The organism is Pseudoalteromonas luteoviolacea (assembly GCF_001696455.1).
GTDB lineage: Bacteria > Pseudomonadota > Gammaproteobacteria > Enterobacterales > Alteromonadaceae > Pseudoalteromonas > Pseudoalteromonas luteoviolacea_C.
Genome location: NZ_MAUJ01000004.1, coordinates 36,755 through 62,232 on the forward strand (window position 1 = coordinate 36,755; position 25,478 = coordinate 62,232).

Annotated in this window: 20 protein-coding genes; 13 read left to right on the plus strand and 7 right to left on the minus strand. The window is 44.7% G+C overall.

What is annotated here, in order from left to right; genetic code table 11:
• Positions 1-53 precede the first annotated feature (53 nt).
• Positions 54-629, plus strand: coding sequence for a DUF6151 family protein (locus A7985_RS13195; protein ID WP_065790941.1), 576 nt, complete (start codon positions 54-56; stop codon positions 627-629).
• Here the strand turns inward: A7985_RS13195 and A7985_RS13200 are convergent, their stop codons facing one another.
• Both A7985_RS13200 and A7985_RS13205 read right to left on the minus strand, forming a co-directional pair.
• The gene (locus tag A7985_RS13200) at positions 630-1,958 is read right to left on the minus strand and encodes a tetratricopeptide repeat protein (RefSeq protein ID WP_065790942.1); all 1,329 of its coding nucleotides are present in this window, start codon (positions 1,956-1,958) and stop codon (positions 630-632) included. It lies immediately after the preceding gene.
• A 236-nt stretch (positions 1,959-2,194) separates the two neighbouring features.
• The gene (locus A7985_RS13205) at positions 2,195-2,932 is read right to left on the minus strand and encodes a thioesterase II family protein (RefSeq protein ID WP_065790943.1); all 738 of its coding nucleotides are present in this window, start codon (positions 2,930-2,932) and stop codon (positions 2,195-2,197) included.
• Positions 2,933-3,276: 344 nt separating this feature from the next.
• Between A7985_RS13205 and prfC the strand changes: the two genes are divergently transcribed.
• The 4 genes from prfC to A7985_RS13225 all read left to right on the plus strand — a co-directional run bounded on the left by prfC (position 3,277) and on the right by A7985_RS13225 (position 8,210).
• Positions 3,277-4,866 (plus strand): peptide chain release factor 3, encoded by a 1,590-nt coding sequence (gene prfC / locus A7985_RS13210; protein WP_063355724.1) that lies wholly within the window; start codon positions 3,277-3,279, stop codon positions 4,864-4,866.
• A 68-nt stretch (positions 4,867-4,934) separates the two neighbouring features.
• On the plus strand, positions 4,935-6,677 hold the full coding sequence (gene argS, locus A7985_RS13215; RefSeq protein ID WP_065790944.1) for an arginine--tRNA ligase: 1,743 nt from the start codon (positions 4,935-4,937) through the stop codon (positions 6,675-6,677).
• A 124-nt stretch (positions 6,678-6,801) separates the two neighbouring features.
• Positions 6,802-7,443, plus strand: coding sequence for a pyridoxamine 5'-phosphate oxidase (gene pdxH / locus A7985_RS13220; protein ID WP_065790945.1), 642 nt, complete (start codon positions 6,802-6,804; stop codon positions 7,441-7,443).
• Between the two features lie 2 nt (positions 7,444-7,445).
• Positions 7,446-8,210 carry a TatD family hydrolase gene (locus tag A7985_RS13225; protein ID WP_065790946.1) on the plus strand — a complete coding sequence of 255 codons (765 nt, stop codon included), beginning with the start codon at positions 7,446-7,448 and terminating at the stop codon, positions 8,208-8,210.
• On the opposite strand, the gene A7985_RS13230 is transcribed toward A7985_RS13225, so the two are convergent.
• Entirely contained in the window at positions 8,177-8,845 is a 669-nt protein-coding gene (locus tag A7985_RS13230; RefSeq protein WP_256096764.1) for an AhpA/YtjB family protein, read from the minus strand. The genes A7985_RS13225 and A7985_RS13230 overlap by 34 nt on opposite strands.
• A gap of 28 nt (positions 8,846-8,873) precedes the next feature.
• On the opposite strand from A7985_RS13230, the gene serB reads away from it, so the two are divergent.
• The 8 genes from serB (at position 8,874) to A7985_RS25800 (ending at position 21,949) form a co-directional block, all read left to right on the plus strand.
• On the plus strand, positions 8,874-9,881 hold the full coding sequence (serB, locus tag A7985_RS13235) for a phosphoserine phosphatase SerB (protein ID WP_065791262.1): 1,008 nt from the start codon (positions 8,874-8,876) through the stop codon (positions 9,879-9,881).
• A 165-nt stretch (positions 9,882-10,046) separates the two neighbouring features.
• Positions 10,047-10,838 carry a hypothetical protein gene (locus A7985_RS13240; RefSeq protein ID WP_065790947.1) on the plus strand — a complete coding sequence of 264 codons (792 nt, stop codon included), beginning with the start codon at positions 10,047-10,049 and terminating at the stop codon, positions 10,836-10,838.
• 482 nt (positions 10,839-11,320) lie between these two features.
• Positions 11,321-12,070: a pyruvate dehydrogenase complex transcriptional repressor PdhR gene (pdhR, locus tag A7985_RS13245; RefSeq protein WP_063373269.1), complete on the plus strand. Its 750-nt coding sequence runs from the start codon at positions 11,321-11,323 to the stop codon at positions 12,068-12,070.
• A 103-nt stretch (positions 12,071-12,173) separates the two neighbouring features.
• Positions 12,174-14,840, plus strand: coding sequence for a pyruvate dehydrogenase (acetyl-transferring), homodimeric type (gene aceE / locus A7985_RS13250; RefSeq protein ID WP_065790948.1), 2,667 nt, complete (start codon positions 12,174-12,176; stop codon positions 14,838-14,840).
• An 11-nt stretch (positions 14,841-14,851) separates the two neighbouring features.
• Positions 14,852-16,756, plus strand: a complete 1,905-nt coding sequence (gene aceF, locus A7985_RS13255) for a pyruvate dehydrogenase complex dihydrolipoyllysine-residue acetyltransferase (protein ID WP_065790949.1) — start codon at positions 14,852-14,854, stop codon at positions 16,754-16,756.
• Positions 16,757-16,974: 218 nt separating this feature from the next.
• Complete coding sequence (lpdA, locus tag A7985_RS13260; RefSeq protein ID WP_023400801.1) at positions 16,975-18,399, plus strand: dihydrolipoyl dehydrogenase; 1,425 nt, start codon at positions 16,975-16,977, stop codon at positions 18,397-18,399.
• Between the two features lie 472 nt (positions 18,400-18,871).
• The gene (locus A7985_RS13265; protein ID WP_065790950.1) at positions 18,872-20,368 is read left to right on the plus strand and encodes a PKD domain-containing protein; all 1,497 of its coding nucleotides are present in this window, start codon (positions 18,872-18,874) and stop codon (positions 20,366-20,368) included.
• Positions 20,369-20,470: 102 nt separating this feature from the next.
• Complete coding sequence (locus A7985_RS25800) at positions 20,471-21,949, plus strand: PKD domain-containing protein (RefSeq protein WP_081310567.1); 1,479 nt, start codon at positions 20,471-20,473, stop codon at positions 21,947-21,949.
• Between the two features lie 74 nt (positions 21,950-22,023).
• Here A7985_RS25800 and A7985_RS13275 read toward each other — a convergent pair whose 3' ends face one another.
• The 4 genes from A7985_RS13275 to A7985_RS26270 form a co-directional block, all read right to left on the minus strand.
• Positions 22,024-22,902, minus strand: coding sequence for a hypothetical protein (locus tag A7985_RS13275; RefSeq protein WP_065790951.1), 879 nt, complete (start codon positions 22,900-22,902; stop codon positions 22,024-22,026).
• Positions 22,903-22,965: 63 nt separating this feature from the next.
• A complete protein-coding gene (locus tag A7985_RS13280; RefSeq protein ID WP_065790952.1) occupies positions 22,966-23,838 on the minus strand; it encodes a hypothetical protein in 873 nt (290 codons plus the stop codon).
• Positions 23,839-24,120: 282 nt separating this feature from the next.
• On the minus strand, positions 24,121-24,999 hold the full coding sequence (locus tag A7985_RS13285; RefSeq protein ID WP_176716743.1) for a hypothetical protein: 879 nt from the start codon (positions 24,997-24,999) through the stop codon (positions 24,121-24,123).
• A gap of 7 nt (positions 25,000-25,006) precedes the next feature.
• A complete protein-coding gene (locus A7985_RS26270; protein ID WP_141685364.1) occupies positions 25,007-25,447 on the minus strand; it encodes a hypothetical protein in 441 nt (146 codons plus the stop codon).
• Positions 25,448-25,478 lie beyond the last annotated feature (31 nt).

Sequence of the window (25,478 nt, forward strand, 5' to 3'; positions counted from 1 at the left end):
AGACGCTGCATAAATGCTCAGCTTTTTGATAGCTTATGTGTGAGGAAACGGACATGACCCAATATTTGGATATACGCTGTGACTGTGGTGCTTTGCAGGGCAGAGTTGCATGCAGTGCGCACTTTTTTCAAAATCGTGTAATGTGTTATTGCGATGATTGTCAGGCGTTTGTTAATCATCTCGGTCATGAAAGTTCACTCAATCAATATGGCGGTACAGATGTGTACCAAGTGAGCGCATCACAAGTGTCTATTGTGTCTGGACATGAACATCTAAAGTGTTTAAAAGTAACCCCAAAAGGTGTTCATCGTTGGTATGCGAGTTGTTGTAATGCGCCGATTGGCAATACCATTGGTCCTCAGTGGCCATTAGTGGGATTCATTAGTTCAGTTATTGTACAGGACTTGGACAGCATTGTTGGGCCGATTAAAGGTAGTGTGTTTTGTCAGTTTGCCAATCAGCCTGTTCCAAAAGAGGTAAAAGGCCGCTGGTCTCACAAACGCATCGTCGCCACGATGGTCATAAAGTTGCTTGTGTGGCGTATACTTGGCAAAGCGCAACCAAACCCATTTTATAAAGCTGGCAAAGCCGTCAGTAAACCTCATTGCCTTGCCAGTGATAATACGTAATTACAGTGCGTAAAGCGCCGCCATTTCATGGTATGCCAAGCCAAATTGCTTTTTAAACCAGCTATTCACAAACTCATTATGTGGTGCAATTTTGCCGCAGCGCAGTATATATTCGCCGTATTGCGCGCCAATTAAGCCGTTGCAATGGGTTTCTTTCCAGACTCGTTCAAGTTGCACTTTAAAATGCGATTGTAAAGCACTTAACTGCTTATCTATTCTGGTTTCAACATCCAAAAAAGTCGCTTGCATAGGAGTTATGTCGAGTTGAGGAAAGTCGGCATGGTGACTTTGCGTGTAATGAGTTTGGCTGTCGTCAACTTTGAATTCGATACTTTGTCTTGCCACCACCCCTTTGTAAGTGGCATCGATACTAAACTGTTCGGTGAACTCGGTGACAGGGTAACTGTATGCTTTCTTTACTTCCACATCTAAGGTGTCTTTTGGATCTTGTGGATTAATGCGTTCTTCTACAGTCGTGTAATGCTTTTGTCGATTGACCAGTTTGGCATCACGACTGTGTTCCAGTTTGGCTTGGAACCCTAATGAAAAAGTTTGTTGACCAATGGGGCTATACCACAAGCTTTCTCTAAAAATCTGCTTAAACGCTAAAGAAGCGGTGTTAAGTGTGTTGGCTTGTCGGCTGGTCTGGTGCAGTTTTACGGCGAAGTCGGGAGATAAGCTGATACGTGAATAACGGCTTGGATCTTTGCTAATTGGTTGAAAATTTTGAGGTAGCGACCAAGACATGCAGTATTTTTCAGCGAATTGACGTAAGTAAAAGCGTCGTTGGGTCGCCTGTGAGGCCATTTGTCGACATTGTGCGTGCGCTTTGTTTTGCAAAGATGCTCTGTGTTGAGCAAATAGAGGCGCCAATTGTGCGTTGCTGATTAAAAATGAATAGCTGTGCTCAAAATAACGAAATTTGTCGGGGTAGTGTGACTGTGAAAGCAGTTTTGCTTGCTGTTTTAGCCATTGAGCAGCGTAAGCAAGCTCTTCACTTTGGGTGTTTGCTATGGCACCCAATGGTTCTACTTGCCAATCAATTTGGTTGCGCAATAATGATTCTAGTCTGAGTGTTGCACCGGTTTGGTTGCCTCCAAGTCGAAGCATACGCACATCTATTAGGCCTTTATCGAGAATTTTATTGCGTGCTTGTGCAAGCCCTTTTTGTGCTTCGATGTTGTGGGGATCTTCAACCAGCGCCTGTTCATAATATTCGGCGGACTGCGTATACATACCTGCTTGAAAGAGATTATGTCCTTTTTCTACTAAACTTTTACAACCGACAAGCGCGACCGTAAACACACACAAAGCGAATGCTCTTTTCATGTTTTTAAATTCCTTGTTGTACCACCAGAGGCCCTAACTTTAATCACATTTTTGCCAAGCAAAAAATAGCAAACAGGCATACATGCTTAGCAGTTTATGATAATCGTTCAGTTGTTTCGGTGTCTATGGCTATGGGTGAATATTCGTTTAAATTTGTAAAACAGTAAGCTCGTCGCTAGGGGGAATATAGGCTCGCTGAGGAACCTTCTCCTCAGCGCCTGAACACAGTGTATTAACTATAAATCAGTACTTAACTGGATAACCGTGCTTTTGACTTTGTCACTACAGGTATTGATAAAAAAGTGGTCGCCATTAAAAGCATGCTTTGTAATTGGAGCCGCAGATAAACTTTGCCACGCATCAATCTGTTCGGGCGTAACGTCAACATCATCGGTACCATATAAAACATCAATAGGTATAGGCAAAGCATTGCTCTGTGCTTGGTAGCACTCGGCAATCTCAAAATCAGCGCGCAGCAATGGTAAAAATAACTCCATTAACTCGGTGTGTTCAAGAATTTCTCTAGGGGTGCCATTAAGCGATTTTAGTTCTGCAACGAACTCATCGTGCGGCAGATCGTAAAATGGGCGTTTATTGCTTTTTAGATGTGGTGCACGACTCCCTGAGGCAATTATTTTAAGCGGCATAGAGCTGTTTGCCTGAAACAAATTATAGGCTAACTCATAAGCGATACGGCTTCCTAAGCTGTGACCGAAGAAGATGCATGGTTTTTGAGTTAAGAATGATTGCTGCGACATAAGCTCTTCGATCATGGCTTGCATTGTCGTATGTGCAGGTTCCGTCAATCGAGAGCCGCGGCCGGGAAGCTGTACTGCGACCAGCTCAATATGGGCAGGCAAGTCATTTACCCAAGGCATGAAGATACTTGGTGCCCCCCCAGCATAAGGGAAGCAAAACAAGCGCAGCGTTGCATATGGGTTTGGTTTTGGGATACTAAACAATTTATTAGTCATGATGTCGTTATTTTAATTATATTTTTTAGCATATCCTATCAATTTGTCTGGATTTGTATAGTGGTGAAAAATACGAGTAGAGGCTTGAAAATTAGAAATTTAGAGAACAAGGGGCAGTTTTACAGAAGGATTATAGTGGTCACTTGGTATGGTTGAGGCAAATTGCATCATAGGCACAAGTTGCCCTTCAATTTTTGCAGTGTATGGCAGAGATATTATCTGTAATTTGTCAGCCTATAAGTTGTTAAAATAGTCAGGATCGGAGACAATACGCGGATATGTGTTCATAGATGAGTGTATTGAATTAGCGTTCGCACTCCTAAATGCCTAAAGTAGAGTTTTCAATGTCAAATAACAGTATCCAGCAAGAGGTCTCGCTACGTCGTACTTTTGCCATCATTTCTCACCCGGATGCGGGTAAAACGACTATCACAGAAAAGGTTCTTTTATTCGGAAAGGCGCTACAAAAAGCCGGTACGGTAAAAGGGCGTGGTTCAAACCAGCACGCAAAATCTGACTGGATGGAAATGGAAAAAGAGCGTGGTATCTCGGTAACAACCTCGGTGATGCAGTTCCCGTATAATGATGCATTGGTAAACCTACTAGATACCCCGGGACACGAAGACTTCTCGGAAGATACTTATCGTACACTGACTGCCGTTGACTCATGCCTAATGGTAATCGATGCGGCAAAAGGTGTTGAGGATAGAACACGTAAATTAATGGAAGTTACTCGCTTACGTGACACACCAATCGTGACTTTCATGAACAAACTTGACCGTGATATCCGTGACCCAATGGAAGTGATGGACGAAGTCGAAACAGAACTGAATATCATGTGTGCACCTATCACCTGGCCAATCGGCTGCGGTAAAGAATTTAAAGGCGTGTACCACATTCATCGTGATGAAACGATTTTATACGCAACGGGTCAAGGTCATACCATCCAAGAAAAACGCATCATTAAGGGCTTGGACAATCCAGATCTAGATGCCGAAATCGGTGATGAGTTAGCCGAGCAGCTCCGTGAAGAGCTAGAGTTGGTAATCGGTGCGTCAAATGAGTTTGATCATGAGTTATTTTTATCGGGTGAGCTAACACCAGTTTACTTTGGTACAGCATTAGGTAACTTTGGTGTTGACCATATGCTTGACGGTTTAACAGAATGGGCGCCAACGCCAATGCCACGTCAAACTGAAGAGCGTGAAGTAAAAGCTGAAGAAGAAAAGTTCTCAGGCTTCGTATTCAAAATTCAAGCGAATATGGACCCCAAACATCGTGACCGTATTGCCTTTATGCGTATTGTATCAGGTAAATATACTCAAGGTATGAAGATGGACCATGTTCGTATTGGCAAAAAAGTCAGTATCTCCGATGCGGTAACCTTTATGGCGGGTGACCGTGAGCGTGCTCAAGAGGCATATGCGGGTGACATCATTGGCTTGCATAACCACGGTACAATTCAAATCGGTGATACCTTCACGCAAGGTGAGAAGCTGAAATTCAGTGGTATTCCAAATTTCGCGCCAGAATTATTCCGTAGCATTCGTTTAAAAGATCCACTTAAGCAAAAGCAGTTGCTAAAAGGCCTGGTACAGCTGTCAGAAGAAGGTGCGGTACAGGTATTTAGACCACTACAAAATAACAGCTTAATCGTAGGTGCGGTCGGTGTACTTCAGTTTGATGTGGTTGTAGCACGTCTTAAAGCTGAATATAACGTAGATGCAATTTACGAGAGCGTGGCTGTACAAACGGCGCGTTGGGTGACGTGTGACGATGATAAGAAGATGGCTGAGTTTAAACGTAAGTGTGAAGCAAACTTAGCCCTGGATGGGGGTGATAACTTAACTTACATTGCACCTAGCCGTGTAAATTTAAACTTATCAATGGAACGCTACCCTGATGTTCAGTTCCACCATACACGTGAACACTAATAAACGCTTAAATTGAATCAAATTTAACCTTGCTGGTTTGATGGCTGGCAAGGGTCACAGGATAACAAATGAACCTCAAAACTCTATTAATCGAAAAAGCCAATACAGCGATGCAAGCTGCGGGCATTCCTGAAGGCACAAACCCTGCGGTCACACAATCTACTCGCCCGCAATTTGGTGATTACCAAATCAATGGCGCAATGGGCGCCGCAAAAGCACTCAAAACGAATCCGCGTGAAGTTGCACAAAAGATCATTGATAACTTAGATATCGACGATGTTGCTGCAAAAACTGAAATTGCAGGCCCAGGTTTTATTAATATTCATCTAAAACCAGAGTTCTTAGCATCAAGCTTAGAATCAGCCAACCAAGATGCAAAGCTTGGTGTAGCGCAGCACGCGACCCCACATAAAGTCGTCGTGGATTACTCTTCGCCAAACCTTGCAAAAGAAATGCACGTTGGTCACCTTCGTTCAACCATCATTGGCGATGCGGTTGTACGCGCTTTGGAGTTCCGTGGCGATCAGGTTACTCGTCAAAACCACATGGGTGACTGGGGCACACAGTTTGGTATGTTAATAGCGCACCTAGAAGACTTACTTGAACAAGGTATTGATCTTGAATCTGTGGCACTTGCCGACTTAGAAAGCTTCTATCGAGATGCGAAGAAGCGCTTTGACGATGAAGAAGGCTTTGCAGATAAAGCGCGCGATTACGTAGTAAAACTACAAGGTGGCGATGTGCACTGTGAAAAGCTGTGGCAGTTATTTATCGACACCTCAGTGAAACATTCTGAAGAAGTATACAAAAAGCTTAACGTAACTTTAGGCCGTGAAGACATCAAAGCCGAAAGCGCTTATAACGCGCGCCTTAATGGTGTGATTGAGCTATTGAAAGAAAAAGGCATCGCGGTAGAAGACCAAGGTGCTCAGGTTGTGTTCCTTGATGAACTTGCTAACAAAGACGGTGAACCTTCGGTCTTTATCGTACAAAAATCTGGCGGTGGTTTCTTGTATTCAACCACGGATTTGGCTGCGTGTGATTATCGCTCAAACGAGTTAGATGTAGATCGCATTTTGATTTTTGTTGATGCAAGACAGGGGCTACATTTTAATCAAGTAGAGATCACTGCTCGTAAAGCCGGTCTTTTAAAAGACAAAACAAGTTATGAGCCAAGTTTGTTTGGCACCATGATGGGCGACGATGGTAAGCCATTCAAAACACGTACAGGTGGTACAGTTAAACTTGCTGATTTACTTGATGAGGCGGTGAGCCGTGCAGCCGATAAGCTCGCAGATCGTGCTTCAGAGCTATCTGAGGAAGCGCGCGCAGAAATCGCTCGTAAAGTGGGTATTGGTGCGGTGAAATACGCCGATCTATCTAAACACCGTACGAGTGACTATATCTTCAACTGGGATACGATGCTAAGCTTCGAGGGTGCAACAGCACCTTACCTTCAGTACGCATATACCCGTGTAAGAAGTATTTTCCGTAAAGCGAACGTCAACAGCAATGAGCTAAAAGGTCAGATTGAGATCGCTGCACCACAGGAAAAAGCGCTTGCGCTTAAGTTGTTGCAGTTAGAAGAAATCTTAGATCTGATGATCAGTGAAGCAACACCGCACGTATTGTGTGGGTACTTATATGAGCTTGCAAGCTTGTACATGTCATTCTACGAAGCCTGTCCAATCTTGAAAGACGATGTAAGTGAACAAACTCGCGAAAGTCGTTTAGTACTATGTAACTTAGTGGCAAAAACGCTTCAGTCGGGCTTAGACCTGCTAGGTATCGAGGTTATGGAGCAAATGTAATGTTTGCTTTGCATGATTGATATCTTAGAAAGCCGCCACGATTGGGCGGCTTTTTGTTATTTTATAGCGACCTGATAGAGTTTATTAGGTAAAGATTGTTGGGAATTGCTAAGGAGTCGCCCAGATGAAATTAGATGATATTCGCAGAGAGTACATTCAAGGCGGATTGAACAGAGAGATGCTTGATAAAAACCCCATTGTCCAGTTTGAGCAGTGGCTACAGCAAGCAGTAGAAGCCAAGTTTAGTACCGATCCCACAGCGATGGTCGTTGCGACGGTAGACGAAGAGGGGCAGCCTTCACAGCGTATCGTACTACTCAAGCAGCTTGATCAAAGCGGTTTTGTATTTTTTACCAACACGGGCTCAAAAAAGGCACAAGATCTCGGTGTAAACAACAAAATTTCACTGCACTTTCCTTGGCATGCCATTGAGCGACAAGTCATCGTATACGGTGAAGCACAACCTTTGAGCACCGCTGCAGTTGCGAAATACTTTTTGTCCAGACCCAAAGAGAGCCAACTTGCTGCATGGGCATCTCAACAATCTCGTCCCGTGTCTTCTCGTCAAGCATTGATGCAGACCTTTCAGAGCATGAAGAGCAAGTTTGCAAAAGGGGATATCCCATTACCTGATTTTTGGGGAGGCTACTGTGTAGTGCCACATAAAATTGAGTTTTGGCAAGGTGGTGAGCATAGACTGCACGACCGCTTTATGTATATCAAACAAGCGGATGATAGTTGGCAGATAGAGCGTTTAAACCCTTAGTCATGCGTTTTATAGACACGCATTGCCACCTTGATTTTGACGAGTTAAGTGATGAGTTAGACACACACATTTGCGATGCTGCGAATGTTGGCATCACGGAGTTTGTGGTGCCAGGTATTACGTTATCGCAAAGTGAAGCGCTACTGGATTTCAAACAGCGCTATACACAATGTCACATCGCTTTTGGCCTGCATCCCTACTTTTTAGTCCCCGAGAGCAATCAAGCGATGGCGCAACTTTGGCAGCTTGCACAGTTACATCGGGGTACACTCAGTGCCATTGGTGAGTGTGGTATTGACGCCAAATGTGACCACTTGGCGCTACAACAGGCACTGTTTATTGAGCACATTCATTTGGCTAATACATTAGCGTTACCACTCATTGTTCATCATCGGCAGAGTCACCACTTGATTGCCCAAGCGTTTAAGGTCGTGAAACCTGAATTTGGTGGGGTAATACATGCCTTTTCAGGCTCTGTGCAACAAGCCAACTACTATGTTGATATGGGGTTTAAGTTAGGGATAGGTGGCACGATCACGTACCCCAGAGCACAAAAAACACATGCGGTGGTTAAAACTCTGCCTCTGACTTGTTTTGTGTTAGAAACAGACGCACCGTCTATGCCTGTTCACGGATTTCAAGGTCAGCCCAATCTGCCTAAACGTTTGTTGAGTGTATTTGAGCAATTTTGTCAGCTGCGCCCTGAATCAAAGGAGGAGATTGCCGAGCAGTTTTACTCCTCGTCTTGTGCGCTCTTTTCAATTTGATTTTTGACTTCTCTGCGAGTTAATGCCCGGCCAATCTGCCAAGTAAAAATCCCTACAATGAGCAGCATTAATAGTACTACGCGACCGAGTTGGTGAAAGTGCTTGTGGCTCTCGCTCATCGCCGCATCGGTTAAATATTCAATACTGACAAAACCGATAGTTTGTTCGTTTTCCTCAATGCTGCTTACGATGGCATCTTTGCTTGGGTTTATCCCTGCAAGTCCACTTGGCAAACCCGTAAAGCTAGGCGGCGCACTAAGTCCATCATTACCCATTATAAAGTGTCCTTGCTGGTTATACACTGCCACAGAGAGGACGTATGGGTCGCTGGCTAGGTGATTGCTCAACGCCCTGAGTCTAGGCGTATCTGAGCGTGACAGTGGCTCAGCAGCATTCAGTGCGAACTGATTCACTAAGCTTTGCGCTGCATGATTGGCATTGGAGTGCAGTAATTGGTGTGAACGAAAGCTGGTATTGCTGGCAATCCAAACTAGTGCCAGTAGGCAACTAGCTGCGACCAGCAGACGCAGCATGCGCTTACTTTTAGAGGATTTTAGAAACTCGCTGGCTTGTGTATTTTTCATAGTTAAAAGTTGCTGGCTGACATTGTCGGCATTAGATGATAAAAAGGTCACCTACCGTTTCTAGGAGTGCTCCATGCCAATGCAAAATGTTTTTGATATCAGTCAGCTTGATGTCCGCCCTATTGAAAATCAACTTACCTTAGCAAAGTGGTATCCATTTGAAAATGGCCAATGTTCCGATGTCAAAGTAGAGCAGAATGCGACTAGACGATATATCGTGCTGTTTGGGTGTGAATTGACAGGTAGCCAAGTTGCCAAATTTATTACTTCTTTAGACTTACCTCTAGCGTATCATCGTATTTGTTGCTTTGAGGCGCATCAGAGCTTACCGCTGGGCGTCGCAATAGAAATATCTTCAAGCATCGATATCAAGCAATCTGTGCGTAATACAGCGAGTCAAGTGGGTTGCCAAGGCGCGGTATTGCATACGCTCCCACAATTGTCAGTTGCTGGTCTGTTAGTTATGGATATGGACTCCACAGCCATTGAGATTGAGTGTATTGATGAAATTGCACGCTTGGCTGATGTATATGATGAGGTTGCAGCTGTCACAGCGCAGGCGATGGCTGGGCAGCTTGCATTCAACGACAGCCTGCACCAAAGAGTTGCTAAGCTTAAAGGTATACCCCTTAGCTTGATTGAGCCACTAAAGGCTAACTTGCCGTTGATGGCTGGTATTAAAGCGTTATGTGTCGAACTGAAAACGCATGGTTGGCACTTGGCGATTGCATCAGGTGGCTTCACTTGGTTTGCACAAGCGGTGCAAGCGCAGTTGGACTTAGACTGCGTATTTGCCAACACCCTAGAAATCGCGGATCAGCATCTAACAGGCAAAGTATTGGGTGACGTGGTCGATGCACAAAAAAAAGCTGAGGTTTTAAAGTCGTTGCAGGCTGAGTTTAAAATTGCCCCTGAGCAAACCTTGGCAATGGGGGATGGCGCGAATGATCTGGTGATGATGGCTGCAGCTGATCTCGGCATTGCAGTGCATGGTAAACCTAAAGTTGTAGAGCAAGCTGACACGGCAATATGCCACGGCTCGCTATTACAAGTCTTGTACTTTCTCACCGTGCCAAGGCCAGAGTAAGTTCGATTGCACTTGCTTTAGGTTAGAGGCGGCATAGATTGGCTCCTCTTCAAGTGTGGCTCACCAATCTATGTTTTGGGCATGATGGATTGACCTCGGCCTCACTTTGTGCAAATTATATGCAAATACAGATGTATTAGATGTGTAAATGGAAGAACTATCGTGATGAAGTACACAATATTAATTACTTTCGCTATGTTGCTTGCTGCCTGTGGTGGTGATGCAGGCTCAGATTTAGCACAAAAACAACCGCCAATAGAATCTGTGGACTTGGTGGACAATAAACCGATACCTGATAACCATGATGCGCAGGCATACTCCGTCGCGCTGATTGGCAATAGTCATGCTGCTGCGTTAGTCCCTTATCTTCAAGATACGATTGAGCATTATGCTCCGGAAAAGTCGGTGTCTGTCGAGGCGCTAGGGTTTGGGTTTACGGATGACCTATATGAAAACCCTGCGGTGCAGACAAAGCTTAAATCAGGGAAGTGGACACACTTAATTATTCAGGGCCAAAAATACTCCCAGTCGGGCACTGTTTTGTATTCGACCCAAGCAACGCAACAATGGATTGCGATGGCAAAAGGTTTGGGGATCACCCCCATTTTATTTCCAGAGCACCCACAAAAAGGCCGAACTCAAGAAGCTGAATATATTATGGGGATTCATCAAGGTATCGCCAGTAAACAGGCGAGCTGTGTTGCGCCAATAGGATTAGCTTGGGATGCGGCGATACAGCATATGCCTGAGGTGCCTTTTCATACTGCTGATGGCAACCATGGCGCACCCTCTGGTCTGTTACTGAGCAGCTTAATCTTCAGTGAAATAATCACCGCAGAGCGAGTAGATACAGGGCCCATTTCAATTATTCCCAATACAATCCTTCGCATTGAGCAACAAGGTGCGTTAAGTCAAATTGCATCGCAAGTCTTGGTTGAACAGCCCGCGTGTGACTAACTCAGCGGTGTGACATTTTTGCGGTCATTAGCATCGACACGAACTGAGTGAAATATAACAGCCTGTTTTCTGAAAAAGTCAGGCTGTCTCTATTGTACATTGTAAAGACGTGACTGAAATAGTGCGGCCTTTGATCCCCGACTTAGATTAATGCTTTTTCAGCTTCTTTCTACGTACTTAAAAGTTTCCCAATCCATCTGGTCTGACCATTTTTATTTTTCTTTGCAATCAATTTTAATTGTATAAAGTTTAATCTGAATGAACGCGCAAAAAGGATATTCAAATTGATGAAAAAGTGGATTTTTGACAGCGCCGCTTGATTTTGATAACTTATTGTTCAAATTTGGTATGACCAATTTACCTAACAGGTCAAAATATACTAAATTTTCAAGTAAATATTGCCAAGTTTTAAGTACTTACAGTTAACCAATGGAAGTGCTGAGGCTTTGCTGGTGGATACAACCCAAATTGGCGTGTTATCAATGTCTTTGAAAATTAAAGCTGCAAAACTGTCAGATGTGATTTTAGAGCAACTGGAAAATATGATCTTAGAAGGGTCATTATTACCTGGTGAAAAGCTACCTCCTGAGCGAGAACTAGCTAAGCAGTTTGAAGTGTCACGCCCCTCTTTGCGAGAGGCCATTCAAAAGTTAGAAGCCAAAGGGTTAGTCACACGTCGTCAAGGCGGTGGGACATATGTAAAAAACCAGCTGGAAGAAGGACTGACTGATCCGCTGTTTGATTTGATCAGTAAGCACCCTGAATCTCAATTTGACTTGTTAGAATTCCGTCATGCGCTTGAAGGTATAGCAGCCTACTATGCTGCGCTTCGTGGCACAGATAATGACATGCAAAAAGTTAAGCAAAGCTATGACAATATTGCCAAAGTTGAGGATGATTTGACTCTCAAAGCTAAGGCAATTAACGCGTTTCATTTCACTGTAGCAGAAGCGTCACATAATGTGGTGTTGTTACACTTAGTACGCGGAATGCAAACATTACTTGAGCAAAATGTATTGCAGAACTTAACCGTATTGGTGCAAAAGTCAGACGTTAGTGAGCAACTAGCGCAGCATCGAGCGGTGTTGATGGATGCTGTTATTCAAGGTAACCCAGAAAAGGCAAGGCTTGCGAGTAACGCACACCTTGCCTTCATTGAAGAAGCATTATTAGAGGCGGGCAGAGAGCGCTCTCGTATTGAGCGAAGTCTGAGACGTACTAAACAACAATAAGTTAGGTAAATTCGGTATTTTTAGCAAAATCAAGCGCATAGTGCTTGATTGCGCCGTAGGCGCATTGAATAAATTTGCATTTTAAACATAAGGAACACTCCATATGTCTGAGGTCAATAAAATTGACGTTGACGCGTTAGAAACCCAAGAATGGTTGCAAGCGCTTGAGTCAGTCGTAAAAGAAGAAGGCGTTGAACGCGCGCAATTCCTACTAGAGCAAGTGTTAGAACAAGCTCGTTTGGATGGCGTAGACATGCCGACTGGTATCACGACTAACTATGTGAACACTATCCCTGCGGATCAAGAACCAGCTTACCCTGGTGATGTGACCGTTGAGCGTCGTATTCGCTCTATCATCCGCTGGAACGCGATCATGATTGTTCTACGTGCTTCTAAGAAAAACTTAGAGCTTGGTGGACATATGGCGTCTTACCAGTCATCGGCTGCTTTCTACGAAATGTGTTTTAACCATTTCTTCCGTGCGCCGAATGAAAAAGACGGTGGTGACTTAGTTTATTACCAAGGTCACATTTCTCCTGGTATCTACGCGCGTGCATTTGTTGAAGGGCGTTTAACTGAAGAACAACTAGATAACTTCCGTCAGGAAGTAGACGGTAAAGGTATTTCTTCATACCCACACCCTAAACTAATGCCTGAATTCTGGCAGTTCCCGACTGTATCTATGGGTCTTGGCCCGATTGCTTCAATCTATCAAGCACGTTTCCTTAAGTACCTTGAAGGCCGTGGTCTTAAAGAGACCAACGAGCAGCGCGTATATGCGTTCTTAGGTGACGGTGAGATGGATGAGCCAGAATCACGTGGTGCAATCTCATTTGCTGCGCGTGAAAAGCTAGACAACCTTTGTTACCTAATCAACTGTAACCTACAGCGTCTTGATGGCCCAGTAATGGGTAACGGCAAGATCATTCAAGAGCTTGAAGGTCTATTTAAAGGTGCTGGCTGGAACGTCATTAAAGTTGTTTGGGGTTCAGGTTGGGATGCGCTACTTGCTAAAGACACAACGGGCAAGTTGCTACAACTAATGAATGAAACAATCGACGGTGACTATCAGACATATAAGTCAAAAGACGGTGCATATGTACGTGAGCACTTCTTCGGCCGTTACCCTGAAACAGCAGCACTTGTTGCTGATATGACCGACGAAGAGATCTTCGCGTTGAAGCGTGGTGGTCATGAGCCTTCGAAACTATTCGCAGCGTTCAAAGCAGCGCAAGACGAAAAAGGCCGTCCAACGGTTATCCTAGCTAAAACTGTAAAAGGTTATGGCATGGGTGAAGCGGCTGAAGGTAAAAACATTGCACACCAAGTTAAAAAGATGGATATGTCTAGCGTTGAGCACTTACGTTCACGCCTAGGTCTTGAAGATCTTGTTTCTGACGAAGAAATCGCGAACCTGCCTTACCTTACGCTTAAAGAAGGTACGGCTGAGTACGAATACCTACACGCACGCCGTAAAGCACTACACGGTTACACACCGCAGCGTCTGCCTAACTTCACACAAGCACTTGAACTACCTCAACTAGATCAGTTCAAGCCGCTACTTGAAGAGCAAAAGCGTGATATCTCAACCACAATGGGTTATGTACGTGCACTAAACATCTTGTTGAAAGACAAGGGTGTTGGTAAAAATATCGTACCAATTATTGCGGATGAAGCGCGTACTTTCGGTATGGAAGGTCTATTCCGTCAAATCGGTATTTACAACCCGCATGGCCAGAACTACACGCCTCAAGACCGTGACATCGTTTCTTACTACAAAGAAGCAACATCAGGTCAGGTACTGCAAGAAGGTATCAACGAGCTAGGTGCAATGTCTTCATGGGTTGCTGCTGCAACGTCATACAGCACAAATGACCTACCGATGATCCCATTCTACATCTACTACTCTATGTTCGGTTTCCAACGTGTTGGCGACATGGCGTGGATGGCGGGTGACCAACAAGCACGTGGTTTCCTATTAGGTGCTACAGCAGGTCGTACAACGCTAAACGGTGAAGGTCTACAGCACGAAGATGGTCACTCGCATATTCAAGCGGGTACTATTCCTAACTGTATTTCTTACGACCCAACGTTCGTATTTGAAGTTGCAGTTATCCTGCAAGATGGTATCCGTCGTATGTACGGTCCAGAGCAAGAAAACGTGTTCTACTACCTAACGCTGATGAACGAAAACTATCACCAGCCGGCAATGCCTGAAGGCGCTGAAGAAGGTATCCGTAAAGGTATCTACAAGCTTGAGTCAAATGCAGGCGAGAAAGCGCACGTACAACTTATGGGTTCAGGTACGATCTTGAACGAAGTGCGTAAAGCGGGTGAAATCCTAAGCGAAGAGTACGGCATTGGTTCAGATGTATTCTCTGTGACGTCATTCAACGAGCTGGCTCGTGACGGTCAAGATGCAGAGCGTTTCAACATGCTTAACCCAGAAGCGGATGCAAAAGTACCTTACATCTCAACTGTACTGGGTGAGTCTCCAGCGATTGCAGCGACCGACTACATGAAGAACTATGCAGATCAAGTACGCGCATTCATGCCAAGCAGCTCTTACAAGGTACTAGGTACTGACGGTTACGGTCGTTCAGACAGCCGTGAAAACCTACGTCGTCACTTCGAAGTGAACGCAGGTTATGTGGTTGTTGCTGCACTTAACGAACTTGCTCAACAGGGCAAGGTTGAAAAATCAGTTGTTGCTGACGCTATCAAGAAATTTGATATCGACACAACAAAAGCTAACCCACTGTACGCATAAGAGGCAAAAACATGTCAATTGAAATTCATGTTCCAGATATTGGTGCCGATGAGGTTGAAGTAACCGAGCTCCTAGTAAGCGTAGGTGACACGGTTGAAGTGGATCAGTCATTGATCACAGTTGAAGGCGATAAGGCTTCAATGGAAGTACCCGCAGCTGCTGCTGGTACGGTAAAAGAAATCAAAGTTGCTGAGGGCGATAAAGTCTCAACAGGCTCTTTGATTATGATTTTTGACGCGGCGGGTGCAGAAGCACCGGCTGCGGCACAAGCGCCTGCTGCTCCTGCTGCAGCGCCCGCAACTGAGGCACCAGCTGCTGCAGAGCTTAAAGAAGTACACGTACCAGATATCGGTGGCGACGAAGTCGAAGTTACAGAGATTATGGTTGCAGTGGGCGATGCGGTTGAAGCGGATCAGTCAATCTTAAACGTGGAAGGCGATAAGGCTTCTATGGAAGTACCAGCACCATTTGCAGGTACTGTTAAAGAAATCAAAGTGGAAGTTGGCGGTAAAGTGTCAACAGGCTCTTTGGTATTCGTATTTGAAGTTGCAGGCAGCGCGCCAGCTGCGGCACCTGTTGCAGCAGCACCTGCGCCAGCGGCGGCACCAGCGACGGTAGCTGAAGCAAAAGAAGTACACGTTCCTGATATTGGTGGTGACGAAGTTGAAGTCACTGAAATCATGGTATCAGTCGGTGATTCAATCGAAGAAGAGCAGTCTCTTATCACAGTAGAAGGCGACAAGGCTTCTATGGAAGTACCGGCACCATTTGCAGGTACTGTAAAAGAGATCAAAGTAAACGCGGGCGATAAAGTATCGACCGGTTCTTTAATCTTCGTATTTGAAACTGCGGGCAGTGCTCCAGCGGCAGCAGCACCTGCTGCAGCACCAACAGCAGCGCCAGCAACAGCGGCTCCTACAGCAAAACCAGCTCCGGCAGTAGCACCGGCATCAGCACAAAAAGATGACTTTGTTGCGAATGATCAGTATGCGCATGCTTCACCAGTTGTTCGCCGTCTGGCACGTGAGTTTGGTGTAAACCTAGCGCGTGTTAAAGGTACAGGCCGCAAGAGCCGTGTACTTAAAGAAGACGTGCAAAACTATGTGAAAGAGCTTGTTAAGCAAGTTGAATCTGGTCAGCTGTCTAAAGGTGGTAACACGGGTGGTGGTGAGCTTGGTCTAATTCCTTGGCCAAAAGTAGACTTCAGCAAATTTGGTGAAGTTGAAGAGAAGAAGCTATCTCGCATCCAGAAAATCTCTGGTGCAAACCTACACCGTAACTGGGTACAAATCCCGCACGTTACACAGTTTGATGAAGCAGACATCACGACGCTAGAAGCGTTCCGTAAGGAGCAAAATGTACTAGCAGAGAAGAAGAAAATGGGCGTGAAGATCACACCATTGGTCTTCGTGATGAAAGCCGCAGCAAAAGCACTTGAAGAATTCCCAACGTTTAACTCTTCGCTTTCAGAAGATGGTGAGAGCCTAATTCTGAAGAAATACGTGAACATCGGTGTGGCAGTTGATACGCCAAACGGCTTGGTTGTTCCTGTATTCAAAGACGTGAACAAAAAAGGCATTATCGAGCTTTCTCGCGAGCTGATGGAAGTCTCTAAGAAAGCACGTGACGGCAAGTTGACTGCTGCTGACATGCAAGGCGGTTGTTTCACAATCTCAAGCCTTGGTGGTATCGGTGGTACTTCATTCACACCAATCGTGAATGCACCAGAAGTGGCTATCTTAGGTGTGTCTAAGTCTGAGATGAAACCGAAATGGAATGGTAAAGAATTTGAGCCGCGCTTAATGGTGCCGCTAAGCTGTTCATACGACCACCGTGTCATTGACGGTGCGCTGGCAGCACGCTTTACTGTGACACTTGCAAACTACCTGAGCGATATTCGTCAGCTAGTGATGTAAGAAGAATCAAAACCGCCCAACCTAGGTTGTGCGGTTTTGTTGTATTTTTAGTGTCCTGTCTGATAATTGGACGGGACATTAGTGAGTGCGAATGATACACTTTCGCGCACAAAAAACTCTCTCTGTTGGTTTTGTCCTAATTTGGCGACTGGCAGGCAAATTGGGTGCGGATACTCAGTTGAGTAGAGTCCCGTTCGAATAATAGTTAAGGTAATAACATGAGCAACGAAATCAAAACTCAAGTTGTTGTACTAGGCGGTGGTCCTGGTGGTTACTCTGCAGCATTCCGTGCAGCAGACCTAGGTTTAGATGTTACATTGATTGAATCTCGCGATACCCTAGGTGGTGTTTGCTTGAACGTAGGTTGTATTCCTTCTAAAGCACTTCTTCACGTCGCTAAGGTTATCGACGATGCAGCTGAAATGGCTTCTCACGGTGTAACTTTCGGTGCTCCACAAATCGATTTAGACAAAATCCGTACTTGGAAAGAGTCTGTAATCGGTCAACTTACTGGCGGTCTAGCTGGTATGTCTAAAATGCGTAAAGTTAACGTAGTTAACGGTTACGGTAAATTCACCGGTTCTAACACCATCGCTGTTGAAGGCGCTGACGGCACTAAGACAGTGACGTTTGACAATGCAATTATCGCAGCTGGTTCACAGCCTGTAAGCCTTCCGTTCATCCCACAAGATGAGCGTATCATTGATTCAACGGGTGCACTTGAGCTTAAAGACGTCCCTGGCAAACTACTTGTACTAGGTGGTGGTATCATCGGTCTTGAGATGGGTACTGTTTATCGTGCGCTAGGTTCAGACATCGACGTTGTTGAATTTGCTGATCAGCTAGTACCTGCTGCTGACAAAGACATCATCAAGGTTTACCAGAAGTACGTTAAGAACAAGTTCAACGTAATGCTTTCTACAAAAGTAGTTGCTGTTGAAGCGAAAGAAGACGGTATCTACGTTTCATTCGAAGGCAAGCAAGCACCTGAAGGCCAAGTTCGTTACGACAAAGTATTGGTTGCTGTTGGTCGTACGCCAAACGGTAAGCTACTTGACGCTGACAAAGCGGGCGTTGCAGTTGACGAGCGTGGCTTCATCAACACTGACAAGCAAATGAAAACAAACGTTGATCACATCTTCGCGATTGGTGACATCGTTGGTCAACCTATGCTTGCGCACAAAGCGGTACACGAAGCACACGTTGCTGCAGAAGTTATCTCTGGTAAGAAACACTACTTCGATCCTAAGTGTATCCCTTCAATCGCTTACACAGATCCAGAAATTGCATGGGTGGGTGTCACTGAGAAAGAAGCGAAAGAGCAAGGTCTTAAGATTGAAACTGCGGTATTCCCGTGGGCAGCATCTGGCCGTGCAATCGCTTCAGCACGTACTGAAGGTCAAACTAAACTTATCTTTGATAAAGAGTCAGGCCGCGTTATCGGTGGTGCAATGGTTGGTATCAATGCAGGTGAAATGCTTGGTGAGATCGGCCTAGCGGTAGAGATGGGTGCAGACGCAGAAGACGTGGCACTAACTATCCACGCTCACCCAACACTGAACGAGTCAATCGGTCTAGCTGCTGAAATCTTCGAAGGTTCAATCACTGACCTTCCAAACAAAAAAGCAGTTAAGAAGAAGTAATTAACGCTTCTTTTTAAATTGAAAAAACCCGGCGATAAGCCGGGTTTTTTGTTTTCTCCCAAAAGCAGTGGCTTTTATATTTAGCCTGCAACCAGTCAACCCTAGCTTGTCGTGTTTACTCTGGACTCAATACACGCAGAAATTGCTCATGCAATCATCACGACCGGGGCCCAATCACCATACGTCAAGCAACTCGGTTTAACAGCCAGGCACTCGCCTGAACAATGATGCGAAATAGGACACATATATGCGTTTGAATTATAAGGTGTGGGCAGAAAGTAAGATTTTTATGTGATGGAAGCGGGAGTAAGTAGGTTTAATTCGAATACAAGTGCTTTGTGAATTGAATGTAATTATTTTGTGTATTAAAATCGGATACAAAGGAATATGTTTGCTCGGGCGATATCTACCCAATTAGGAGTCAAGGATTTGTTCGAGCTGTTGTTTAAAGCCATTAGGAGACTCGGCTGTCATGACTCTTGTAAACTCTAGAAAATACTTTTCATTTAAACACACGCTCATTGCTACTGCTTTGATCACCTTATTGTCCGCCTGTGGTGGTGGCAGTAGTTCATCAAGTAACACGCCTACGCGTGATGAGAATAAAATACCCAATGTCACTATAACCTCTATTGCTGAAGTAGAATCCGGGGCAGAAGTACGCCTATTAGGCGCAGCCAGCGATACAGATGGGACCATTGCTAGTTACCAATGGTCACAAAAATCAGGGTTTGGGGTGACGATTCGAGATAAAGATCAAGCGAACGCTTCTTTTACAGCCCCGGTTTTGGATGCTGATGAAACCTTAGAGTTTGAGCTTATTGTTACAGATGACAAAGGTGGGAAAGCGACGGATACGATCAACGTTAAAATAAAACGAGCGGTTCCGACAATTGAAAACAAACTACCGAATGCCGCTATTTCTGCTCCAGATTCCGTTAATCCTGGTACAGAAGTTCGCTTGGTCAGTTCTAGCACTGATGCTGATGGACAGATTGTGGGTTATCAGTGGTCACAAAAATCAGGCTATGGCGTCACTATTCGAGACCAAGATCAAGCGAATGCGTCATTCAGTGCACCGGTACTTGAAGAGGATACCACTTTAGAGTTTGAGCTGGTTGTTACCGACGACAAAGGGGGTAAAGCGACGGCGTCATTTAGCCTTGCGGTGAAAGCGGCCATTAGCCCGAAAACGAGAGCGTACTTGACTTATAAACGCTGCAATGTAGACATTGCGAGCGCTGTACATACTGACTTTCAAAGCACGCAGGATGTAACATCAAAGGCGTCACTTATCAATTGGTTATGTAGCGCACAAAGTGATATTGGCACACAGTTACAACAAGATATTGTAAATACTTTTTCTGCCGATGGTGGTATTAGTACCGTTGAGGAATGGAAAGAGGCACATTGCTCTATTGAAGATAAGTCATATCGTGTCAGTCGTGCTGCGCATTCGCTGATCCAAGTAGCGGGTGATAACGCGGTTTCAAATTGGGTTCAGTGTATGCAGGAGACGAGTGATCATCCATTAGTTTGCTACGCAAAAGAACAGCAAGACTCAGTGTTAATGCACATTAATATCAAGCCTGAACAAGGGCAATTTGTCGTGAGTTCTATTTACGCTAACAACTTAACGAATGTTGATGCACTACCTACCACCCTTAACTCAGGTGAAACACAGCTGCGTTATCAGCGTGATAATGCCCTTTCCAGCGCCTATTTTGAGGTGAGTGGTGTTGATAACCAAGGTGCAGAGCACAGCTGTGCGTACAGCATGGCTTCACCTGAGCAAGTGGAGGCCGATGAGTGTGAGTTGGTTAGGCAGCAAGCACTTGAGCAAGAGAAAATCACGGAAATCCAATATATTCACTATAGAAACTTTGATGTTGTGCCCGTATTTAGTCAGGGCAATGGTGGCAGCGCAACACCAAGCACAATTTCTTGTGCACTATATAAGCAAGAATAGTTATTAATTTGGATAAGAGCAGCTTTGTAGTTGCGTTTTGGGCGAAAACTACAAAGCTATCTGGATATTTTCTGTAGAGAAATCAAGGATAATGATTCGATAATGTCTAATTTAAATTTAAGAAAATCACACAAGCTTATTTTGTTTAGCGTCGTACTCACTAGTTTGCTGTCTGCATGTGGTGGCAGTAGTAATGGGACGACAAGTGAACCCGTCAAAAGAGTAGAAAATAAACTGCCAAGCGTAGCCATCTCATCGACAGCTGAAGTAGAGTCCGGAGCAGAGGTACGTCTGAGCAGCTCTGCAAGTGATCCCGATGGCAGCATTGCGAGTTATCAATGGTCACAAAAATCTGGCTATGGTGTCACCATTCGAGACAAAGACCAAGCGAGTGCTTCATTCACTGCGCCAGTACTGGACACCGATGACACACTGGTATTTGAACTGCTTGTGACGGATAACAGCGGTGGGACCGCGTTAGATACATTCAGCATTAAGGTCAAGCGTACAGTCCCAGAAAATGAGCTACCAACTGTCTCGATATCTGCTCCAGCAGAAGTAGAGGCTGGCGCAGAGGTTCGCTTAGTGAGCGCTGCAAGTGACGCTGATGGCAGTATCGCGAGTTACCAATGGTCACAAAAATCAGGCTATGGCGTAACCATTCGTGATAAAGATAAAGCGAATGCGTCATTTACCGCGCCGGTGCTTGAAGCGGATGAAACGCTCGAAATTGAATTGGTTGTCACCGATGATGATGGTGCTACAGCGACAGATATCTTCAGTGTAAAAGTCAAACGCACAGCGCAATCCCCAAGTCTTTATGCGAGTTGTAACAGTGAACTTGCTCGAGATGTGTTAGATATCTATACCCAGAATAAGAATTTTGAGTCGAAAATTGCACTGAAAAAGTGGCTTTGTAGTACACCAACAATTGAAGATGCGGAGTTCACGAAAAGTGTCAGTAATATATTTTCACTAGAGAACCACGACTTAGCGCTAAATGAATGGAAAACCGCCTATTGTTCAGAAGATGATAAGAATTTTGCCGACAGCAAGTCATCGCATGTATTGCTACAAAATGCGAGTGAATCAGCGTCTTCAGCTTGGACGCTATGCATGCAAAATACCAGCGCGCTCGCATGCTATGCAACTCAGAAAGACAGAACAATGTCAGATAACCCACAGTCTGTTGTGCTGACAATTAATGTGCCCGCAGATGGGGGTCAGTTGCTCAATACAGATATCATTACGACCAACTTAACAGCCGTTGACAGTGTGCCAACTACACTAGAGTCTGGAGTAACGAATCTGAACTTTAATATTGATGATGTGAATAGTGAGTCGCACTTTGAGTTGAGTGGTCATGTTCACAATGAGAATGTCTCCTGTACTTATGATGTTCCGCTGAAGCCGACGATCGATGCCAATGCTTGTGAGGTGCTACGCGCACAGTCACTGGCACAAGGAAAGCTTTCAGAGCGAGATTATGGCTATTTGAAAGATACCGATCAGGTACCACTCTTTAGTGCCAAAGATGGCAATCTAATCGGGCACTATCCATGCGCGCTTTATAGCAATTAAATACTGAGTGCGTTCAATTACAAATGTTTGGAAAGAGCACGGTAATGCATCCGTATTACCGTGCTATACCGATATTAATCGATCAAAGATAAGGGGAGCGTGTCACGCATTGCCAAACGTTGCCCCATTTCTAGCTCACCATTGTCAGCTAAATAACCAGATAAAAACCCTTGCGTGATCACTATGTGGCTTTTACCTTGGTGCTCGGCATCTAGGGTGTTGAGTTGCGTATTGTAGCGTTGTGCTGCAATGGTCGACGTTGTTATTGAGGTGATATTGTCTAGTTCCCCATTTTGTGCAATTAAGGTGTCTTGCGTACTTAAGTATTGGGCATTTTTTAATATCCCTTCTGCAAGTAAAAGTGGGTGGTCTTGGGTAACACGTAAGGTTTTACCACTTTGGGTGTGGATCGTTATTACATCGACTTGTTGCACAGGTGCTTTCTTTGCGGTGATTGACACCGTTTCCTCGCGATAGTACAGATCATCGAGTGTGGCTCGCTCGTCTACAATAACCAACTGCTGCACTTGTTGGGTGTAGGCATCGTAAACGGTGAGCTCTCCCGGGGCAAAAAGGAGCTGAGCGCTGTCAAAGTGACTGATCGACCGACAGTGATACATTTGATTGTAACCATGGTTGTCACAACTGGCCATTTTCACTCTCGGGGCCGCGATCCAGTCGGCAAAGTTACCAGATTTCGAATAAGTCGGGTAGTATGGGAGTGTGCGCCTATTACCGTAATCATCATTGACATTAAAATCATAAGTTCTCGGGCTTAAACGTTTACACCGTAAGGACCAATCATTTCTACCTAATGCTTCAAAAGGAGTGAGTGAGTCTTGAATATCACATCGTTTCTTTAATTCAATCGGAGTCGGGTAGCCTGCATAAGAAAGGCCACTGAAAGCTGCCAACAAAGTGATTAGCATTTTCCTGTTATATGGGTGAATCATTTTTCATTCCTTGACGATTGTTTTACAAATAGCATGAACTGTGATGCTATTTTGTCAGAGTGTTTAACGTAGAAGCGTTTCAGGGAGGCTGTCTCGCAATACTAAACGTTGCCCCATATCCAATTCGCCATTGTCAGCTAGATAGCCAGATAAAAACCCTTGCGTGATCACCAATTGGGTTTTGCCTTTACGTGCCGCGTCAAGGGTGTTGAGTTGCGTAGTGTATAGCTGTGCAGTGACGGTCGAAGTTGTTATCGAGGTGATTTGGTCAAGTCCCCCATCGTGTGCAATTAAGGTGTCTTGTGTATTTAAATATTGGGCATTTTTTAATATACCTTCTGCAAGCAACAGTGGATGATCTTGAGTAATGCGTAGGGTTTTACCGCTTTGGGTGTGGATCGTCATCATGTCGATTTGTTGTACAGGCGCTTTCTTTGCAGTGATTGAGACCGTATCTTCGCGATAATGCAGATTATCGAGCGTCGCCTGCTCGTCAACAACCACCAATTGCTGTACTTGTTGAGTGTAGGCATCGTAAATGGTGAACTCGCCAGAGGCAAATGTAAATGGCGAGGTGTCAAAGTTCTTGTTAGACACACAGCTGATTAATGGGCTATAACCATGGGTCTCACAGCTGGCCATTTTGGCTCTAGGCGCGGCAATCCAATCGGCAAAATTTCCGGGTTTTGTAAACGACGGGTAGTATGGGAGTGAACGTTTGTTGCCAAAATCATCATTTACGAACCAATCATATGTCCTTGGGCTTAAATACTTGCATCTTAGAGCCCAGGCGTTTCTCCCGAGTGCTGCAAAAACGTCCAGTGAGTCTTGAATGCCACATCGTTTTTTTATGAGGGAGAGATTCACTGCCTGCGCGGTTTGACTGAGCATAAGCAGTGAGGTTGCCGTAATAGCAAGGGCACTTATTCTAATCATAATCAATTCCTTTGGTGTTGTGTCGTTATCAGAGGCATGAATAACACCATGTACTCAACCTCATATAAAATTTTTAATAAAATTAACTGCTTACTTTCTATTGATAATAATGATTACGCACGGTAAAGATGTTTTCTTTGCTCTATTCCTTTCTTTGTGAATAAAAGCACAATGGGGCTGAGTTCAAAGCAGAAACTCAGTGGTTATTTGGCGAGCAATTATGAGGTTCTTGACGTCACACACTGCACAGATCTATTTTCAATGCCAAATAGGTCACATATATCAATCCGATGCGGTTAAAGTCAGAGGTATCTTGTCACGAAGGCTTAATCGCTTGCCCATTTTCTGAACGCCATTAGAGACCAAAGAACCGGATAAAAACCCTTGAGTAACAACAATTTGGTCTAGTTTAGTCGCTTGCGCATTTACGGTGTTTATTTGTGTGTTATATAGCTGTGCACTGACTTGAGAGGTCGTTTTATTCACAATTCTATCTAACTCTCCATATTGGTCTATGAGGGTATCTTGTACGCTTAAGTATCTCGCGCTTTTTAAAATGCCTGTTGAGAGTAGTAACGGATGGTCTTGAGTCACCGTGAGCGATTTACCACTTTGGGTATGAAGGGTGACGATGTTGATTTGCTCGACTGACGATTTTTCACTCTGTAAGGTGACAGTTTGTTCACGATAGTGCAGGTTGTCGAGTGTCGCACTGTCTTCAACAACGATGAGTTGTTGCACTTGTTGGGTATAGGCGTCATAAACGGCCAATTCACCGGGAGCGAACAGCAATGGTGCAGACATAAACGCATTGCCAGAAGTGCAAACATGGGACGCGGTGTAGCCATGGCGCTCACAGTTTACCATTCTTTGTCTTGGAGCTGAAAACCAATCGCTGAGTTTGCCCGGCCGATAGTAGGTATCATAGAGTGCTCTATGGCGCATATTCCCCACGTCATCAAACATATAGTAGTCGAATGTTCTACTTGAAATATAACCGCAACGTAAAGACCAGTCATTTCGCCCTAAAGCTTCGAAGAAAGTCAAAGCATCAGCCTTGCAGCGTTGTATGACGTCTGCATTACTTTGGGCATGAACATGGCCACAATACGTAACAAGTAAGACTGTCAGTATCATTATGCGCGTTCTTAACATGTTCATAAGTCCTCTATTTTTTAAATTTAGTGTTGTTACTGTCAGTAACGTACGCATATGGATAGGAAACATGAATTTGATCAGGTCCAGGTATCGATCCTTCTATCATTGCGGAGCGACACACTACGCGGGCTGTGAATTCATGTCGGTCGCAGCTTGCTTTGTAATGTGTTGATATCGAAAATGGCTGAGTTGGATCTTCCGGGTTGTAATAGGTGCTGTAGTACAGCTTATATCTAATATCGCCATTATCAGCATACAGGTTGTATCTATAGGTGCGGGGGGAGATATGCTTGCAATAAACATCCCATGCATTTCTTTGCGCCGCTTGATTATGCGATAAGTGGTCGTTGCGGCACATTGCCTGTTCTTGTTCTGGGTGAAGTGCGTATGATGGATTACTTAATATAATCAATATACTTATAATTATGAGAATATATGATTTAAGTGTCATAGGAAAACCTGTAGTGATCTCATTTTAGGCT

What these genes read in the sequence shown, in the direction of transcription:
- A7985_RS13205 (WP_065790943.1), bottom strand. Translation starts at nt 2,932, where the DNA reads ATGACTAATAAATTGTTTAGTATCCCAAAACCAAACCCATATGCAACG.
- A7985_RS13280 (WP_065790952.1), bottom strand. Translation starts at nt 23,838, where the DNA reads ATGATTAGAATAAGTGCCCTTGCTATTACGGCAACCTCACTGCTTATG.
- prfC (WP_063355724.1), top strand. Translation starts at nt 3,277, where the DNA reads ATGTCAAATAACAGTATCCAGCAAGAGGTCTCGCTACGTCGTACTTTT.
- serB (WP_065791262.1), top strand. Translation starts at nt 8,874, where the DNA reads ATGCAAAATGTTTTTGATATCAGTCAGCTTGATGTCCGCCCTATTGAA.
- A7985_RS13195 (WP_065790941.1), top strand. Translation starts at nt 54, where the DNA reads ATGACCCAATATTTGGATATACGCTGTGACTGTGGTGCTTTGCAGGGC.
- pdhR (WP_063373269.1), top strand. Translation starts at nt 11,321, where the DNA reads ATGTCTTTGAAAATTAAAGCTGCAAAACTGTCAGATGTGATTTTAGAG.
- A7985_RS13225 (WP_065790946.1), top strand. Translation starts at nt 7,446, where the DNA reads ATGCGTTTTATAGACACGCATTGCCACCTTGATTTTGACGAGTTAAGT.
- lpdA (WP_023400801.1), top strand. Translation starts at nt 16,975, where the DNA reads ATGAGCAACGAAATCAAAACTCAAGTTGTTGTACTAGGCGGTGGTCCT.
- A7985_RS25800 (WP_081310567.1), top strand. Translation starts at nt 20,471, where the DNA reads ATGTCTAATTTAAATTTAAGAAAATCACACAAGCTTATTTTGTTTAGC.
- A7985_RS13265 (WP_065790950.1), top strand. Translation starts at nt 18,872, where the DNA reads ATGACTCTTGTAAACTCTAGAAAATACTTTTCATTTAAACACACGCTC.
- A7985_RS13200 (WP_065790942.1), bottom strand. Translation starts at nt 1,958, where the DNA reads ATGAAAAGAGCATTCGCTTTGTGTGTGTTTACGGTCGCGCTTGTCGGT.
- A7985_RS13240 (WP_065790947.1), top strand. Translation starts at nt 10,047, where the DNA reads ATGAAGTACACAATATTAATTACTTTCGCTATGTTGCTTGCTGCCTGT.
- A7985_RS13275 (WP_065790951.1), bottom strand. Translation starts at nt 22,902, where the DNA reads ATGATTCACCCATATAACAGGAAAATGCTAATCACTTTGTTGGCAGCT.
- A7985_RS26270 (WP_141685364.1), bottom strand. Translation starts at nt 25,447, where the DNA reads ATGACACTTAAATCATATATTCTCATAATTATAAGTATATTGATTATA.
- argS (WP_065790944.1), top strand. Translation starts at nt 4,935, where the DNA reads ATGAACCTCAAAACTCTATTAATCGAAAAAGCCAATACAGCGATGCAA.
- A7985_RS13285 (WP_176716743.1), bottom strand. Translation starts at nt 24,999, where the DNA reads ATGAACATGTTAAGAACGCGCATAATGATACTGACAGTCTTACTTGTT.
- aceE (WP_065790948.1), top strand. Translation starts at nt 12,174, where the DNA reads ATGTCTGAGGTCAATAAAATTGACGTTGACGCGTTAGAAACCCAAGAA.
- aceF (WP_065790949.1), top strand. Translation starts at nt 14,852, where the DNA reads ATGTCAATTGAAATTCATGTTCCAGATATTGGTGCCGATGAGGTTGAA.
- pdxH (WP_065790945.1), top strand. Translation starts at nt 6,802, where the DNA reads ATGAAATTAGATGATATTCGCAGAGAGTACATTCAAGGCGGATTGAAC.